Here is a 15,324-nt window from a genome sequence, read left to right as displayed (position 1 = left end):
GAGTCGTCGTGCGCGACCGCCGTCGAATCGACCCGCTGACCGGGCAGGTGCGGCCGCCGGAGGAGCCGGCGGCCGCCACCGGCGAGCCGGCACCCGTCACGGAGCCCGTCACGGAGCCCGTCACCGAGCCCGTCACCGAGCCGGGCACCGAGCCCCTGCCGGAGCAGGCGGCCCCGGTCGAGGCCCCCGGCCAGGAGGCCGAGCTCAAGGCGCAGCTCGACGAGCGCACCGCCGACCTGCAGCGGTTGCAGGCCGAGTACGCCAACTACCGCAAGCGGATCGACCGCGACCGGGAGGCCGAGACCGCCCGGGCGAAGGCGTCCGTGGCCACCGAGCTGCTGCCGGTGCTCGACGACATCGAGCGCGCGGCCCAGCACGGCGACCTGACCGGCGCGTTCAAGGCGGTGGCCGACAAGCTCGTGGTCACCCTCGACCGCGTCGGCCTGGAGTCCTTCGGGCACGACGGTGAGCCGTTCGACCCGTCGGTGCACGAGGCCGTCCAGCACGACACGTCGCCGGACGTCAGCGGCCCGACGGTCACCGCCGTACTGCGCCGCGGCTACCGCTTCGGCGACCGGGTGGTGCGCGCGGCGCTGGTGGCCGTCACCGACCACGAGCCCGGCGGTGCCGCCGCGCCGGCCGAGGAGGCGCAGGCCGACTGGTTCGAGCCCGCCGAGGTGTCCGAAGCCGAACCCGACGACAAGAACTGACAAGGAGGGAGGGGACGTCCGATGAGTGCGAGGGACTGGATCGACAAGGACTTCTACCACGAGTTGGGCGTCTCGTCCGACGCCAGCGACGCCGAGATCAAGAAGGCGTACCGCAAGCTGGCGCGCGAGCTGCACCCGGACGCCAACCCCGGCAACACCCAGGCCGAGACCCGGTTCAAGGCCGTGTCCGAGGCCTACGGCGTGCTCGGGGACGGTGAGAAGCGCAAGCAGTACGACGAGGCCCGCCGGCTGTTCGGGTCCGGCGGGTTCCGCCCCGGCGGCTTCGGCGGCTTCGGCACCGGCGGCGGCGGGTCCACGTTCGACTTCGGCGACCTGTTCGGCGGCCAGCAACAGGGTGCCGCGGCCGGTGGCGGCATCAGCGACCTCCTCGGCAACCTGTTCGGCCGCCGAGGCGGCACCGCCAACGCGGCCAACCGCCCCCGCCGAGGCGCCGACGTGGAGACCGAGGTCCGCATCGACTTCGTCGAGGCGGTCAAGGGTGCGACGGTCCCGCTCCGCCTCTCCAGCCCGTCCACCTGCGGCACCTGCCACGGCTCCGGCGCCAAGCCCGGCACAACCCCCCGCACCTGCCCGACCTGCGCCGGCGTCGGTCTCCTCAACCGCAGCCAGGGCGCGTTCTCGTTCAGCGAGCCCTGCCGCGACTGCCGAGGCACCGGCCGCATAGTCGACGACCCGTGCACCGAGTGCGGCGGCGACGGCGTCAGCACCAGAACCAGGACCCTGACCGTCCGAATCCCCCCAGGCGTCAACGACGACCAGCGCATCCGCCTGGCCGAACAGGGCGAACCAGGCGGCAACGGCGGCCACGCCGGGGATCTGTACGTGCGCGTCCACGTGACCCCGCACCGCGTCTTCGGCCGCAACGGCAACGACCTGACCATCAAGGTCCCGGTCACCTTCCCGGAGTTGGCCCTGGGCACCACCCTCACGGTCCCCACCCTCGACGACAAGGTCACCCTGAGGGTCGCCCCCGGCACCGCCACCGGCCGAGTCCTCCGCGTCCGAGGCAAGGGCATCGCCAAACGCGACGGCCAGATCGGCGACCTCCTGGTCACCCTGCAGGTAGCGGTCCCGGAGAAGATGGACGACAAAGCCAGAACCGCCCTCCAGGAGTACCTCGCGGCCACCGAAGGCCACGACCCCCGCCCGGACCTGACCGCGATGCTGGAGCAACGAGGAGGGTCGTGATGTCCGGATTCCCGTTCCCACCCGGCGCCGACGAGGACACCCCGGTCTTCGTGATCTCCGTGGCCGCCGAACTCTCCGGCCTACACGCCCAAACCCTGCGCGGCTACGACCGCATGGGCCTGGTCTCTCCCGGCCGCACCTCCGGCGGCGGCCGGAGATATTCGATGCGCGACATAGCCCTACTCCGCGAGGTACAACGCCTGTCCCAGGAACAGGGCGTCAACCTGGCCGGCATCAAACGCATCATCGAACTGGAACACGAAGCGGACGCCCTACGAACCCGAGTAGCCGAGCTGACCGAGGAACTGGCCGCCGTACACGCCGCAGCGGAACAGGCCGCCGCCGCCATCCACCGCTCCTACCGCAACGAACTGGTCCCCGTCCGCCAGCAGACCGCGCTCGTGGTGTGGCGCCCGAAAAAGCGCTGACCGCCCAACCGAACGCCCGCAGCAGGCCGGCCGCGTCGATGGCGGCCCGGGTCGACGGGCGGCCCGCGTCGACTGGCGGCCGCGTAACTGGCGGCCGCGTCGACTGGCGGCCGCGTAACTGGCCGACCGCGTCGACTGGCGGCCGCGTAACTGGCCGACCGTGTCGATCGGCGGCCGCGTAACTGGCCGACCGTGTCGACTCGTGGTCGCGCAACTGGCCGACCGTGTCGACTCGTGGTCGCGCAACTGTGGCCCCGCAGACCGGAGGGATCCCACCCGACCGGGAGTCCCGAGGCGACCGGGAGCCCCGAGGCGCGCACGGCAACCTCATCAAACGGCGCGAAAAGCGGGTCCGGGGTTCCGGCGGGTCTGGGGCGGGCAGGCGCCAGCCTTGCCCGGTAGGGCCTGCCCCCAGGGACACCCAGCCCGCATACCTCAGTCCACAGTGAACGGATCGTAAGTGATCCGATCCAACGACGTCCCGGCCACCAACATCCTCGACACCGTCGACCGAACCATCGCCGGCGACCCCGAGACCAGCACGTCGTGGTCCTCCCAAGCCCCGTACCTGGTCACCACATCCGCCAACGTCCCGTGCTCGACCCCAGCCAGCCCGGGTTCCGACTCCAACACCGGAACCACCTTCAACCACGGGTTCGTAGCCGCCAGCATCCGCAGGTTCTCCAGGTCGTAAAGGTCCTGCCGCACCCGCCCCCCGAAAAACAGGTGCACCCGAGGATTCTCGCCCCACTTCGCCAAATGATCGACAATCGCCCGCATCGGAGCGATCCCGGTCCCGCCAGCGACCATCACCACATCGCGCCCAGCGTCCCGGTCCACCCGGATCCGCCCCATCGGCGGCCCGATCCGCCACTGATCACCCGGCTCCGAATGCCCCACGATCGCCCGGCTGACCCAGCCGCCCTCGACCGACCGCACGTGGAACTCCAGCAACCCGTCCTCGCGAGGCGCGGTCGCCGGCGTCAGGTACCGCCACAGCCGCGGCCGCTGCGGCGTCTCCACGCTCACGTACTGACCAGGGTGATACGGCAACGGATAGTCCGGCCGCACCCGCACGATCGCCAGGTCGCGCTCGATCCGGTGCCGTTCCACCACCGTCGCCGGCCACCACGCCGGGCTGTCGTCCGCGGACGCCGCCTCCAGCATGGCCCGCGCCATGATCGTGTACGCCTCGGCCCAGGCGCGTTCCACGTCGTCGGTCCACGCGTTGCCGGCGTACTGCTTGACCCCCGCCAGCAGGGCCATCCCGACCGCCTCGTAGTGGCTGGCGACCACGCCGAACTTCCGGTGGTCTCGACCGAGCTGGCGCAGGAACGGCAGCAGGTCGTCCGGGCGGTCCACCATCTGCACCACGTGCACCAGCGCACGCAGCAGCCGGGACCGCTGGACCTGCATGTTCACCGGGAACATCTCGCGCGTCGCCGGCGCGATCGCGAACAGCGTCGCGTAGAAGTGCTCGGCGACCCGCTCGGAGTGGTGCTCGACGACGGCGAAGCTCTCGCGCACCAGCCGCACCATCGCGCCGACCGGGTCTGTGGGATCCTCGACGTGCTCGTGCCGCGGGTGATGCGGGAGCGGGCTCACAAGTGCGTTGGCTGTCATGGTCGGGGCACTGACTCCACCTCTCGGCGTCCCGGGGCGCGACGCCGCCCGTTGAGTTCGCGGTCACCCATCCCCGACATGAGGACCCTAGACGGAATCTCCCCAGTTGTCCGCACTCGTGGCACTTTCGTGTGAGTGGGTACTACGAAGCGTGGTCGCGTTCACGCTTTCGGGTTACATCGCGATGGGGCGGCTGCCCGGTCGTTCCGCCGTTATGAAACCGTGTCCGCCGTGCGTCGAGACGTGGTGCCCCCCACCGGTGTGGCCGGACCAGCACTGCTGGACCTCGAGATCGCGGACGGATCCGCGGCCCCGGCCCGCCGGCCGCAGCCGCCCCCGGCGGACGGGCCGACCTGGAAATTTCACCCGATCGGCCGAACGGCGCAACCCGGACCGCCGAGCGCGCCGGGACCACTCCGGCCGCCGGCCCAGCCGCCGCACCCCCGAGACGACCGCACCGGCAGGCCGCCCGGCAATCCGCACTTCCGGGACGATCGCACCGGCAGGCCACCCGGCAATCCGCAGCCCCCGATCGCACACCCCCAGGCCCCGCAACTCCCGCCGCTCCGGCCGCCGCTGCCCGAGTCGCAGCGCGACCTGCCCGGCTCCCGCGGCGAGCACCTGCTCCAGTGCGCCTACGGCACCCAGGACCGCGCCCGGCGTTTCTACCGCGACCAGGTCCTCGACCGGCTCAACGACGAGATGATCGTGTTCGTCGGCCGCATGGAGATGGCCTTCGTCGGCACCGCGGACGCCGCGGGCGAGTGCGACACCACCTTCCGCGCCGGCCCGCCCGGCTTCCTGCACGTGCTCGACGACCGGCGGATCGCCTACCCGGAGTACCGGGGCAACGGCGTGCTCGCGAGCCTCGGCAACATCAGCGAGAACCCGCACGTCGCACTGCTGATGATCGACTTCGTGCGCGACCTCATCGGCCTGCACGTCAACGGCCGCGCCGGCATCGTCGACGACGCCGAGCTGCGCGCCGAGCGCCCCCAGCTGCCACAGGAGTTCGAGCGCGGCCGGATCCCCGAGCGCTGGGTCGTGGTGCACGTCGAGGAGGCCTACGTGCACTGCCGCAAGCACATCCCCCGGCTGCAGCCGGTCGCCAGGAACCGGGAGTGGGGCACCGACGACGCCCGCCGCAAGGGCGGCGACTACTTCGGGGTGCGGGCCGACCAGGGCGCCACTCGCTGAAATACACCCGCCTGGCGGTGTCCGTCAGCGTCCGTCCTCGGCCGCGAGCGCGCCCTGTGGACAGGGAACTGGGGATTGTGGACAGGTGTGGAGCACCTGTGGACAACCCTGTTGGTACATGTGGGTGAGCACGGCACGATGGGACGCGACACCGGGAAACAACCGAGTTGAGCGGAACTGACTCAACTTTGCTGACGTTGTACCTGGTGAGTGCGACACACGTGAGGTGAGGGGATGGACGCTTTCAACCCGACGACGAAGACCCAGCAGGCGATCTCGTCGGCGGCCCAGGCCGCGACCGTGGCCGGCAACCCGGACGTCAAGCCGGTGCACCTGCTCGGTGCCCTGCTCGCCCAGGGCGACGGCCTGACCGCGCCGCTGCTCGCGGCCGTCGGCGCGGACCCGGGGGTGGTCCGCAAGGAGCTCGACAAGCTGGCGAACGCCCTGCCGTCGGCCACCGGATCCACGGTGTCCGCGCCGCAGCTCGACGGCCAGGCGCTGCGCGCGGTCACCCACGCGCAGAAGCTCGCCACCGAGATGGGCGACGAGTTCGTCTCCACCGAGCACCTGCTGGTCGGCCTGGCCACCGAGGGCGGCGCGGTGGCCGACCTGCTCAACCGGCACGGCGCCACCCCGGACGCGCTGCGCGAGGCCTTCGTCAAGGTCCGCGGCTCGGCCAGGGTCACCAGCGCCGACCCGGAGGGCACCTACCAGGCCCTGGAGAAGTACGGCGTCGACCTGACCGAACGGGCCCGCAAGGGCGAGCTCGACCCGGTCATCGGCCGCGACGCCGAGATCCGCCGCGTGGTGCAGGTGCTGTCCCGCCGCACCAAGAACAACCCGGTGCTGATCGGCGAGCCGGGCGTCGGCAAGACCGCGATCGTCGAGGGCCTGGCCCAGCGGATCGTCGCCGGTGACGTGCCCGAGTCGCTGCGGGGCAAGCGCGTGGTCGGCCTCGACCTCGGCGCGATGGTCGCCGGCGCCAAGTTCCGCGGCGAGTTCGAGGAGCGGCTCAAGGCGGTGCTCAAGGAGATCACCGAGTCCGCCGGCCAGGTCATCACGTTCATCGACGAGCTGCACACGATCGTGGGCGCCGGTGCCACCGGCGAGGGCGCGATGGACGCCGGAAACATGATCAAGCCGATGCTCGCCCGCGGCGAACTGCGCATGGTCGGCGCCACCACGCTCGACGAGTACCGCCAGCACATCGAGAAGGACGCCGCGCTGGAGCGGCGCTTCCAGCAGGTGCTGGTCGGCGAGCCGTCGGCCGAGGACACCGTCGGCATCCTGCGCGGCCTCAAGGAGCGCTACGAGGTGCACCACGGCGTGCGGATCACCGACGGCGCGCTGGTCGCCGCGGCGTCGCTGTCCGACCGGTACATCACCGCCCGCTTCCTGCCCGACAAGGCCATCGACCTGATCGACGAGGCCGCCTCCCGGCTGCGGATGGAGATCGACTCCCGGCCGGTGGAGATCGACGAGGTGGAGCGCGCGGTGCGCCGCCTGGAGATCGAGGAGATGGCGCTGGCCAAGGAGGAGGACGAGGCCTCCCGCCAGCGGCTGGCCGCGCTGCGCGCCGAGCTGGCCGAGCGGCACGAGGAGCTCTCCGCGCTGACCGCCCGCTGGCAGAACGAGAAGGGCTCCATCGAGCAGGTCCGCGAGCTCAAGGAACAGCTCGAACAGCTGCGCGGCGAGTCCGAGCGGGCCGAGCGCGACGGCGACCTCGGCCGTGCCGCCGAGCTGCGCTACGGCCGGATCCCGGCGCTGGAGAAGGACCTCGATGCCGCCACCCGCACCGCGGCGCGCGCCGAGGAGCAGGCCATGCTCAAGGAGGAGGTCGGCCCGGACGACGTCGCGGACGTGGTGTCCGCGTGGACCGGCATCCCGGCCGGGCGGCTGCTGGAGGGCGAGACCGCCAAGCTGCTGCGGATGGAGGAGGCCATCGGCGCGCGGGTGGTCGGCCAGACCGAGGCCGTGCGCGTGGTGTCCGACGCCGTCCGCCGGGCCCGCGCGGGCGTCGCGGATCCCGACCGGCCGACCGGCTCGTTCCTGTTCCTCGGCCCCACCGGCGTCGGCAAGACCGAGCTGGCCAAGGCGCTGGCCGAGTTCCTGTTCGACGACGAGCGCGCGATGGTGCGCATCGACATGAGCGAGTACTCCGAGAAGCACTCGGTGGCCCGCCTGGTCGGCGCCCCGCCCGGCTACGTCGGCTACGACCAGGGCGGCCAGCTCACCGAGGCGGTCCGGCGGCGCCCGTACAGCGTGGTGCTGCTGGACGAGGTCGAGAAGGCCCACCCGGACGTGTTCGACGTGCTGCTCCAGGTCCTCGACGACGGCAGGCTGACCGACGGCCAGGGCCGCACGGTCGACTTCCGCAACACGATCCTGGTGCTCACCTCGAACCTGGGCTCGGCGGCCATCGCCGACGTCACCCTCGACGAGCGGCAGCGCAAGGACGCCGTGCTCGCGGTGGTGCAACGCCACTTCAAGCCGGAGTTCCTCAACCGCCTCGACGACGTGGTCGTGTTCGGCTCGCTGGCCACCGAGGAGCTGACCCCGATCGTCGACATCCAGGTCGCCCAGCTCGCCAAGCGCCTCGCCGCCCGCAGGCTCAGCCTCGAGGTAAGCCCGTCCGCCCGGGACTGGCTCGCGCTCAACGGGTTCGACCCGGTCTACGGCGCCCGTCCGCTGCGCCGCCTGGTCTCCTCGGCCATCGGCGACCAACTGGCGAAGGGTCTCCTGGCCGGCGAGATCCGCGACGGCGACACCGTCCGCGTCGACGTCACCGACGACAACTCCGCACTCGTCGTCGGCCGGTAGTCCGCCTCCCCGAACTCGTAGGTGTTGGTCGGGTACTCGCTGCTGGGCCGCGTCACGGTGCCCTGAGGTGCCGTTGGGAGGGCCGCGGGTTGGTCCGACGGCGAGGGTTGAGGCCACCACCTGCCCTTTTGTCCTCGACCAGTCGGCTGTACACGGCGCGCCGGGGCGGTGATCTTGGCGCGGGGAGCGGGCCTACTACGCTTCCCCCGTGGGTATACCGGCATGGTTGTGGTTCGTCGTGGCGGTGGTGGCCGGGCTCGCCGGCGCCGCGATGTTGCTGCGCGACCGCGCCCGGCTGACCTCCCGGAACCGGGAACGCCGCAGGTGGGCCGCGCTGCGCGGGTGGCAGTTCGCGGACACCGACCCGCTGCTGCCCAGCCAGTGGGAGGGCGGCGCGATCGCCTTCCACGGCGGCGGGGTCGCCCGTGACGTGGTCGCCGGCTCCACCTTCACCGCCGACGGCCGGCGCCGCGTCTACGTCTTCGACCTGGAGAACGCCGGCCGGGTGACCGCGGTCGTCGCCGCCGTGCAGTGCCGGCGGAAGCTGCCGGCACTGGTCGAGCTCTGGCTGCCCAGCGCCCCCTTCCAGCGCGAACACATGCCCGAGCTGCTCGGCCCGGTCGGCCAGCGGTACGCGTTCGTCTCCGACCTCACCGCCGCGCACGGGCTGGTCACCCCGGACCTGATCGACGCCACCGAGGAGATCGGCGCGGACATCCCGGTTGCCTGGATCGAGGACGGCTGGGTGCTGGCCGGCGCCGCCCCGCACGCCACCCCGTCCCGGCTGGAGCGGCTGCTGCGCGGCATCGGCGAGCTCGCCGACGTCATCGATCCCTTCGACGCCGAGATCGACCCGGTCGGCGAGCACGAGCACCCGACCGGCCGGCACGGCGAACGCACCGAGTAACACAGCGAACGACAGCGGACAACACACCGAGTAACCCGGCGGTTCCGCGGACCACCCGGTCGGTGAACTACTACCGTGTCCGCATGCCCACTGCGCTCGTCACCGGCGGCACCGCTGGGATCGGCCTGGCGTTCGCCAGGCACCTCGCGGCCGAGGGGTACGACCTGGTACTCGTCGCCCGCACCAAGGAGCGGCTGAAGGACGTCGCCGCCGAGCTGTCGGAACGGCACGGCGTCGACGTGCGGACGATGGCCGCCGACCTGTCCACCACCCGGGCTCGCAAGCGGGTCGAGGAACGCCTGGCCGACGAGGACAACCCCGTCGACCTGCTGATCAACAACGCCGGCTTCGGCACCCGGGGCCACTTCGCCGACGTGGACGTCGACTGGCTCCAGGCACAGCTGGACGTGAACGTGGCCTCGGTGCTGCGGCTGACCAGGGCCGCGCTGCCCGGCATGATCGCCCGCCGGCACGGCGGCGTCGTCAACGTGGCCAGCGTGGCCGGGTTCTTCCCCGGCACCGGCCCGACCTACGCCGCGTCCAAGGCCTGGGTGACCACGTTCTCCGAGGGCCTCGCCGCCACGCTCACCGGCACCGGGGTACGGGTGCTCGCGCTGGTTCCCGGCTTCACCCGTACCGAGTTCCACGAACGGGCCGGCGACGACAAGGACAACCAACTACCCGACCGGCTGTGGCTCGACGCCGACCGGGTCGTCGCCGACGCCATGCGCGACCTGCGCCGTGGCCGTACCTTCTCGGTGCCCGGGGTGATCTACAAGGCACTCCTCGCCGTGCCGCGGCTGTTGCCCCGCGGCCTGCTGCGGCGACTGGAGACGAAGTCCACCGCAGGAAGGGACAGGACCTGACCATGGACCTGGGGAACGTGCTGCTGGTCGTCGGCGCTCTCGTGGTGATCGCCGGTTGGACGTGGTACCAGTGGCAGGCACGCAAGAAGAAGGCAGGCGAGTTCAGCACCGTCGCCGCCCAGCGCGGCTGGGAGTACCAGGACGTCGACGAGTCGCGGATCAACCGGTTCCTCGGCACCCCGTTCGGCGAGGGCCACAGCCGCCGCGCCGAGCACGTGCTGCGCGGCACCTACCGCGGCCGCACCATGCAGGCGTTCGAGTACTCCTACAAGGAGACCCGCGGCCGCGGCGACCACATCTACTCCGAGAGCTACAAGCGGGCCAACCTGCGGGCCGGCAACACCGAGCACATCTCGCCCCACCAGGACACGAAGACCTACCGCTTCACCGTGGTCTCCCTGCTGAGCCCGGCGCCGCGCCCCACCCTGGAGGTGACCCGCGAGGGCTGGGGCCGCAAGCTGCTCGGCATGGTGGGCGTGAAGGACCTGCAGCTGGAGAGCGAGCAGTTCAACAAGACGTTCCACATCCGCACGAACGCCGACAAGTTCGCCTACGACATCCTGCACCCGCGGATGATGGAGTGGATGCTCACCGACCAGCGCGCCCAGTCGATCCCGTTCCGCTTCGAGCGCGGGGACATCGTCGTCTGGGACGAGGGCAGGATCGAGCTGGCCAAGGTGGACCAGCTGCTCGAGTACGCCAGCGAGATCCTGGACCGCACCCCGGACTTCGTCTGGAAGGACTGACCCGCCGGGGCCGTGCGGGGGTACTTCGTCCAGCCGGAGCACCGGGTGTGAGAGGCTTCTGACCTGTGCGAACCGCTCCGACTGTGGATCCGACGGCCAAGGGCGAGCTGGCCCGACTGGTGAGCGAGCTGGCCGTGGTGCGCGGCCGGGTCGTGCTCTCCTCCGGCAAGGAGGCCGACTACTACGTCGACCTGCGCCGGGCGACCCTGCACCACGCGGCGGCGCCGCTGATCGGCCGGCTGCTGCGCCAGCTCACCGCCGACTGGGACTACGTCGCCGCCGGCGGCCTGACCCTCGGCGCGGACCCGGTCGCCGGCGCGATGCTGCACGCCGCCGCCGGGGCGGGCGAGGTGCTGGACGTGTTCGTGGTGCGCAAGGCCGCCAAGGAGCACGGGATGCGCAGGCGGATCGAGGGCATCGAGGTGGCCGGGCAGCGGGTGCTGGTCGTCGAGGACACCACGACCACCGGGAACAGCCCGCTGACCGCCGTCGACGCGGTCACCGAGGCTGGCGCGACGGTGGTCGGCGTGGCCACCGTCGTCGACCGGGAGACCGAGGCCCGCGAGGTCATCGAGGCCCGGGGGCTGCCGTACCGGGCGCTGCTGGGACTCGCCGACCTCGGCCTGTGAAGGCGTACGCGATAGGTTCGGGGGCGTGAACGCCGCACTGGTCATCGTCCTGGTCGTCGTCGCGCTCATCGTGATCGTGGTCGGCGCCTTCGTCGCGATGTACAACAAGTTCGCCAGACAGCGGAACACGATCGAGGAGTCCTGGCGGCAGATCGACGTCGAGCTGCAGCGCCGGCACGACCTGATCGGCAACCTGGTCGAGGTGGTCAAGGCGGCCGCCCGGTTCGAGCAGCGCACGCTGACCGGCGTCATCGAGGCCCGTGGCCAGGCGGTCGCCGCGCGTGGTGCCGGCCCGCAGCGGCAGGGGCAGGTCGAGCAGCGGCTCAACGGGGCCTTGTCGAACTTCTTCGCGGTCGCCGAGCAGTACCCGGACCTCAAGGCGAACCGGGACTTCCACCACCTGCAGGAGCAGATGGTGGAGAGCGAGGACCGGATCGCCGCCGGCCGCCGGTTCTACAACGGCAACGTGCGCGCGTACAACACGCGGTTCGACACGTTCCCGTCGAGCATGGTGGCGAACATGGGGAACTTCCAGAAGAAGGAGTACTACGAGGTCGACGACCCGAGGGTGCGCGCGGCCCCGTCGCTGCGCGGCGCCTTCGACAGCCTGAACGAGCCGGTCACCCCGACCCCGCCGATGGGCGCGCCCGCGCTCCAGCAGACTCCGCCGACCGAGCCGGTCCAGGCCCAGCCGCAGGTCCCGCCAGCGCAACCGCCGGAAAACCAGCCGCCCGCCCGGTAACCTGGGCACATGGCCGCGTTCCTCGCCGACGTCACCGTCGTGGTGCACTTCGCGGCGCTGCTCTACATCGGCCTCGGCGGGTTCCTCGCCTGGCGGTGGCCGAAGTCGATCTACGTGCACGTGTTCTTCGCGGCCTGGGGTGTCCTGGTCAACGTGACGTCCGTGCCGTGCCCGCTGACCACGATCGAGGACTGGCTCCGCGCCCGGCAGGGCCTCGGCCCGCTGCCCGGCGGGTTCAACGAGTACTACATCTACGACGACCTGGTCCCGCGCTCGTTCCTGCCCGTGGTCGCGGTCGGCGCGATCGTGCTGCTGATCGTGTCCTACGTCGGGGTGTACCTGCGGCACCGCCGCCGCGCCGCCACCCCGGTGCCCCGGTGAGCGAGCCCGGCCCGACCGAGTGGGAGTTCGGCGACCCGGTCGGCGTCGGCCCGTGGCCGGGCGAGTGGCCGGCCGACGACCGGTACGACCCGGACCTGCTGGCCGGCGGCGACCGGCGCAACGTCGTCGACGCCTACCGGTACTGGCGGCGGGACGCCGTGGTCGCCGACCTGGACCGTCGTCGGCACGACTTCCACGTCGCCATCGAGAACTTCGGCCACGACCACAACATCGGCACCGTCGTCCGCACCGCCAACGCCTTCGCCGCGAAGGCCGTGCACATCGTCGGCCGCCGCCGCTGGAACCGCCGAGGCGCGATGGTCACCGACCGCTACCAGCACGTCGACCACCACCCGGACGTGGAGTCCCTGCTCAAGTTCGCCGCCGCCGATGACCTGTCGGTGGTCGGCGTCGACAACTCGCCCGGCGCGACCCCGGTGGAGACGACCGCGCTGCCGCGCCGCTGCGTGCTGCTGTTCGGCCAGGAGGGCCCCGGCCTGACCGCGGCGGCCCGCGAGGGTGCCGACCGCGTGGTCTCGATCGCCCAGTTCGGCTCGACCCGCTCGATCAACGCCGGCGTCGCGGCGGGCATCGTCATGCACAGCTGGATCCGCCAACACGCCGACCTCACGAGCGCCTGGTAGGACACACTCAGGTGACATCGTCCGTTCGGCGGGGACATGGGATCGATCCAGCCACGACCATGGAAGGGTGAGCCAACGAGCCGAGTACGCGGGTAGTCCGACCGAGGAGTCCCCGTCGCTGTGGGCCGCGCGGGCCGCGGTCGCGGAGCGGGCCGTGCTCACCCGGCATCTGCGCCGGTTCTGGGGCCTGCCCGGCACCCGGCTCGGCGTCGCCGCGTGGCCGCCGTCGGCGCGGCAGCGGCTGCACACGCACTGGAACTACTGGTGGCAGGCGCACCTGCTGGACTGCCTGGTCGACGCCCAGCAGCGCCAGCCGCACCCTGGCCGGGCCGCCACCATCCACCGGCTCGTGCGCGGGATCCGGCTGCGCAACCTGTCCTGGACCAACGCCTACTACGACGACATCGCCTGGCTGGGTCTCGCGCTGCTGCGCGCGCACGAGTGCGAGCAGGTGCCGGTCCAGGTCCCGCTGACCGCGATCACCGCCCAGCTGCGGGACGGCTGGACCGACCACGCGGGCGGCGGCGTCTGGTGGCGGCGCGGCGACAACTTCAAGAACGTGCCGGCCAACGGTCCGGCCGCGATCCTGTTCGCCCGGTGGGCGTCGCTGGGCGGCGAGCGGGCCGACCGGCAGCGCGCCAGGTCGCACACCGAGTGGATGGAGCAGCTCCTGGTCGACCCGGGGACCGGCCTGCTCTGGGACGGCCTCTACGTGGAGCCGGACGGGACGGTGCGCGACGTCGTGCGCACCGTCTACACCTACTGCCAGGGCGTGTTCCTCGGCGCCTGCGTCGAACTGGCCGCCGAGGACACCTCCGGCGTGTGGGTGGGCCGCGCCGAGCGGACGATCCGGGCGGTCGCCACCCACCTGGTCGACCACGACGTCCTCCGCGGCCGCGGCGGCGGGGACGGCGGCCTGTTCGCCGGGATCCTGGCCCGCTACCTGGCGCTGGCCGCCGCCCGGCTGCCCGGACTCGGCTCGGACCTCGGTCCGGTGGCGGCGCGGGTGGTGATCGCCTCGGCGCAGGCGGCGTGGCGCAACCGGGCCCTCGCCCGCGGTGGCCCGCTGTTCGGCCCGGAGTGGACCCGCCCGGCGGACGTGCCGCACTCGGCCCGGCACCGGCGGGTGGAGCGGGACCTGTCGGTGCAGCTGTCCGCCTGGATGGTCCTGGAAGCGGCGGCGATGCTGGAGCGGCTAGGTTCGCCAGGGTGACGGTGCTGGTGGTGACCGGGGGCAGCAGGGGGATCGGGGCGTCGGTGTGCCGGCTGGCGGCCGCGCGCGGGTACTCGGTGGTGGTCGGCTACGCCACCGACGGTACCGCCGCGCGGGACGTGGTCGCCGAGATCGAGGCGGCCGGCGGGCGGGCGATCGCGGTCGGCGGCGACGTCGCCGACGAGGCCGACGTCGCCCGGCTGTTCGACACGGCCGCCGAGCTGGGGCCGCTCGCCGGGGTGGTGGCCAACGCCGGCATCGTGGGCGCCGCCGGCCGGCTCGACGAGCAGGACGCCGGGACCGTGCGGCGGGTGCTCGAGGTGAACGTGCTCGGCGTGTTCCTGTGCGCCCGCGAGGCCGTGCGCCGGATGTCGACCCGGCACGGCGGACGTGGCGGCGCGGTCGTGACCGTGTCCTCGACGGCGGCCGGGCGCGGGTCGCCTGGCGAGTGGGTGCACTACGCCGCCAGCAAGGCCGCCGTCGAGTCGATGACGCACGGGCTCGCCCTCGAGGTGGGCGACGAGGGCGTCCGGGTCAACGCGGTCGCGCCGGGCCTGGTGGAGACCGGCCTGCACGCGGCGGTCGGCCTGCCCGACCGGATCGCCCGGCGCGCGCCGATGATCCCGATGCGGCGCGCGGGGCAGCCGGCGGAGATCGCCGAGGGGATCCTGTGGCTGCTGTCCCCGGCGGCCTCGTTCGTCACCGGCGCGGTGCTGCCGATCAGCGGTGGGTACTAGACCTGTCTGGCCCAGAGCACGAGCTGGATGCCGTCCGGGTCGCGCAGGGCGATGACCCTGGTGCCCGGCGCGGACTGCTCCTCGGTGATCGGGGAGAACGTGACGCCGTGTTCGGTGAGGCGGTCGGTCCACTCGCCGAGACACGCGTTGTTCGGCACGCTGAACGACAGGTGGTCCAGCCCCGGCCGCCGCTCGTCGAACGAGCCGCGGCGCGCGTCGGGGTGCTGTACCAGCGTCAGCGTGATGCCGAAGCCGGGCCCGCGTAAGAACACCTTGCGCCGGCCGGTGGTCTCGTCGTCGTCGCGGCCGATGGTCTCGAAACCGAGCACCCGTTCGTACCACGGCTCGCTGCGGTCCACGTCGGTCACGGTGAGCGCGACATGGTGAACGCCGGTCAACGTGGGCATCAGAGTCCTTCCGGGGCCCGGTGGGGGCGGGCCGCCTCCGACATAGTGCCCCAGGGGCATGACGA

The 15,324-nt window shown here is 72.2% G+C and carries 16 protein-coding genes; 14 read left to right on the top strand and 2 right to left on the bottom strand.

Annotation, left to right across the window (positions count from 1 at the left end; all coding sequences use genetic code 11):
• The first annotated feature begins 8 nt into the window (after positions 1-8).
• From grpE to JT362_RS23430, 3 genes are read left to right on the top strand one after another with little or no spacing between them, the layout of a single operon-like run.
• The gene (grpE, locus tag JT362_RS23440; protein WP_260193797.1) at positions 9-710 is read left to right on the top strand and encodes a nucleotide exchange factor GrpE; all 702 of its coding nucleotides are present in this window, start codon (positions 9-11) and stop codon (positions 708-710) included.
• A gap of 21 nt (positions 711-731) precedes the next feature.
• Entirely contained in the window at positions 732-1,919 is a 1,188-nt protein-coding gene (gene dnaJ / locus JT362_RS23435; protein WP_260193796.1) for a molecular chaperone DnaJ, read from the top strand.
• Positions 1,919-2,347 (top strand): heat shock protein transcriptional repressor HspR, encoded by a 429-nt coding sequence (locus tag JT362_RS23430; RefSeq protein ID WP_260193795.1) that lies wholly within the window; start codon positions 1,919-1,921, stop codon positions 2,345-2,347. The genes dnaJ and JT362_RS23430 overlap by 1 nt, the downstream gene beginning before the upstream one ends.
• Positions 2,348-2,782: 435 nt before the next feature.
• On the opposite strand, the gene JT362_RS23425 is transcribed toward JT362_RS23430, so the two are convergent.
• Entirely contained in the window at positions 2,783-3,970 is a 1,188-nt protein-coding gene (locus tag JT362_RS23425; RefSeq protein WP_375546547.1) for an FAD-binding oxidoreductase, read from the bottom strand.
• Positions 3,971-4,201: 231 nt separating this feature from the next.
• Between JT362_RS23425 and JT362_RS35450 the strand changes: the two genes are divergently transcribed.
• From JT362_RS35450 to JT362_RS23370, 11 genes are all read left to right on the top strand, one after another.
• Positions 4,202-5,167 (top strand): pyridoxamine 5'-phosphate oxidase family protein, encoded by a 966-nt coding sequence (locus JT362_RS35450; protein WP_311202742.1) that lies wholly within the window; start codon positions 4,202-4,204, stop codon positions 5,165-5,167.
• A gap of 234 nt (positions 5,168-5,401) precedes the next feature.
• Positions 5,402-7,987, top strand: a complete 2,586-nt coding sequence (gene clpB, locus JT362_RS23415) for an ATP-dependent chaperone ClpB (RefSeq protein ID WP_260193794.1) — start codon at positions 5,402-5,404, stop codon at positions 7,985-7,987.
• Positions 7,988-8,195: 208 nt separating this feature from the next.
• The gene (locus tag JT362_RS23410; RefSeq protein ID WP_260193793.1) at positions 8,196-8,894 is read left to right on the top strand and encodes a TtfA family protein; all 699 of its coding nucleotides are present in this window, start codon (positions 8,196-8,198) and stop codon (positions 8,892-8,894) included.
• An 83-nt stretch (positions 8,895-8,977) separates the two neighbouring features.
• Entirely contained in the window at positions 8,978-9,760 is a 783-nt protein-coding gene (locus tag JT362_RS23405; RefSeq protein WP_260193792.1) for an SDR family NAD(P)-dependent oxidoreductase, read from the top strand.
• A gap of 2 nt (positions 9,761-9,762) precedes the next feature.
• Positions 9,763-10,506: a DUF3137 domain-containing protein gene (locus JT362_RS23400; RefSeq protein WP_260193791.1), complete on the top strand. Its 744-nt coding sequence runs from the start codon at positions 9,763-9,765 to the stop codon at positions 10,504-10,506.
• Positions 10,507-10,571: 65 nt separating this feature from the next.
• The gene (gene pyrE / locus JT362_RS23395) at positions 10,572-11,135 is read left to right on the top strand and encodes an orotate phosphoribosyltransferase (RefSeq protein ID WP_260193790.1); all 564 of its coding nucleotides are present in this window, start codon (positions 10,572-10,574) and stop codon (positions 11,133-11,135) included.
• A 25-nt stretch (positions 11,136-11,160) separates the two neighbouring features.
• The gene (locus JT362_RS23390) at positions 11,161-11,877 is read left to right on the top strand and encodes a LemA family protein (protein ID WP_260193789.1); all 717 of its coding nucleotides are present in this window, start codon (positions 11,161-11,163) and stop codon (positions 11,875-11,877) included.
• Between the two features lie 9 nt (positions 11,878-11,886).
• Entirely contained in the window at positions 11,887-12,258 is a 372-nt protein-coding gene (locus tag JT362_RS23385) for a DUF2784 domain-containing protein (RefSeq protein WP_260193788.1), read from the top strand.
• The gene (locus tag JT362_RS23380) at positions 12,255-12,902 is read left to right on the top strand and encodes a TrmH family RNA methyltransferase (RefSeq protein ID WP_260193787.1); all 648 of its coding nucleotides are present in this window, start codon (positions 12,255-12,257) and stop codon (positions 12,900-12,902) included. Before JT362_RS23385 ends, JT362_RS23380 begins: the two co-directional genes overlap by 4 nt.
• 67 nt (positions 12,903-12,969) lie before the next feature.
• Positions 12,970-14,115, top strand: a complete 1,146-nt coding sequence (locus JT362_RS23375) for a glycoside hydrolase family 76 protein (RefSeq protein ID WP_260193786.1) — start codon at positions 12,970-12,972, stop codon at positions 14,113-14,115.
• Positions 14,112-14,852, top strand: coding sequence for an SDR family oxidoreductase (locus JT362_RS23370; protein ID WP_260193785.1), 741 nt, complete (start codon positions 14,112-14,114; stop codon positions 14,850-14,852). The genes JT362_RS23375 and JT362_RS23370 overlap by 4 nt, the downstream gene beginning before the upstream one ends.
• Here JT362_RS23370 and JT362_RS23365 read toward each other — a convergent pair.
• Positions 14,849-15,259, bottom strand: a complete 411-nt coding sequence (locus JT362_RS23365) for a VOC family protein (RefSeq protein ID WP_260193784.1) — start codon at positions 15,257-15,259, stop codon at positions 14,849-14,851. The two genes, JT362_RS23370 and JT362_RS23365, sit on opposite strands and share 4 nt — an antisense overlap.
• Positions 15,260-15,324 lie beyond the last annotated feature (65 nt).

Origin of the sequence: Actinophytocola gossypii (assembly GCF_025165815.1) — a bacterium.
In the GTDB taxonomy this organism is placed as follows: domain Bacteria; phylum Actinomycetota; class Actinomycetes; order Mycobacteriales; family Pseudonocardiaceae; genus Actinophytocola; species Actinophytocola gossypii.
This window is presented reverse-complemented; position numbering and strand designations above follow the sequence as displayed.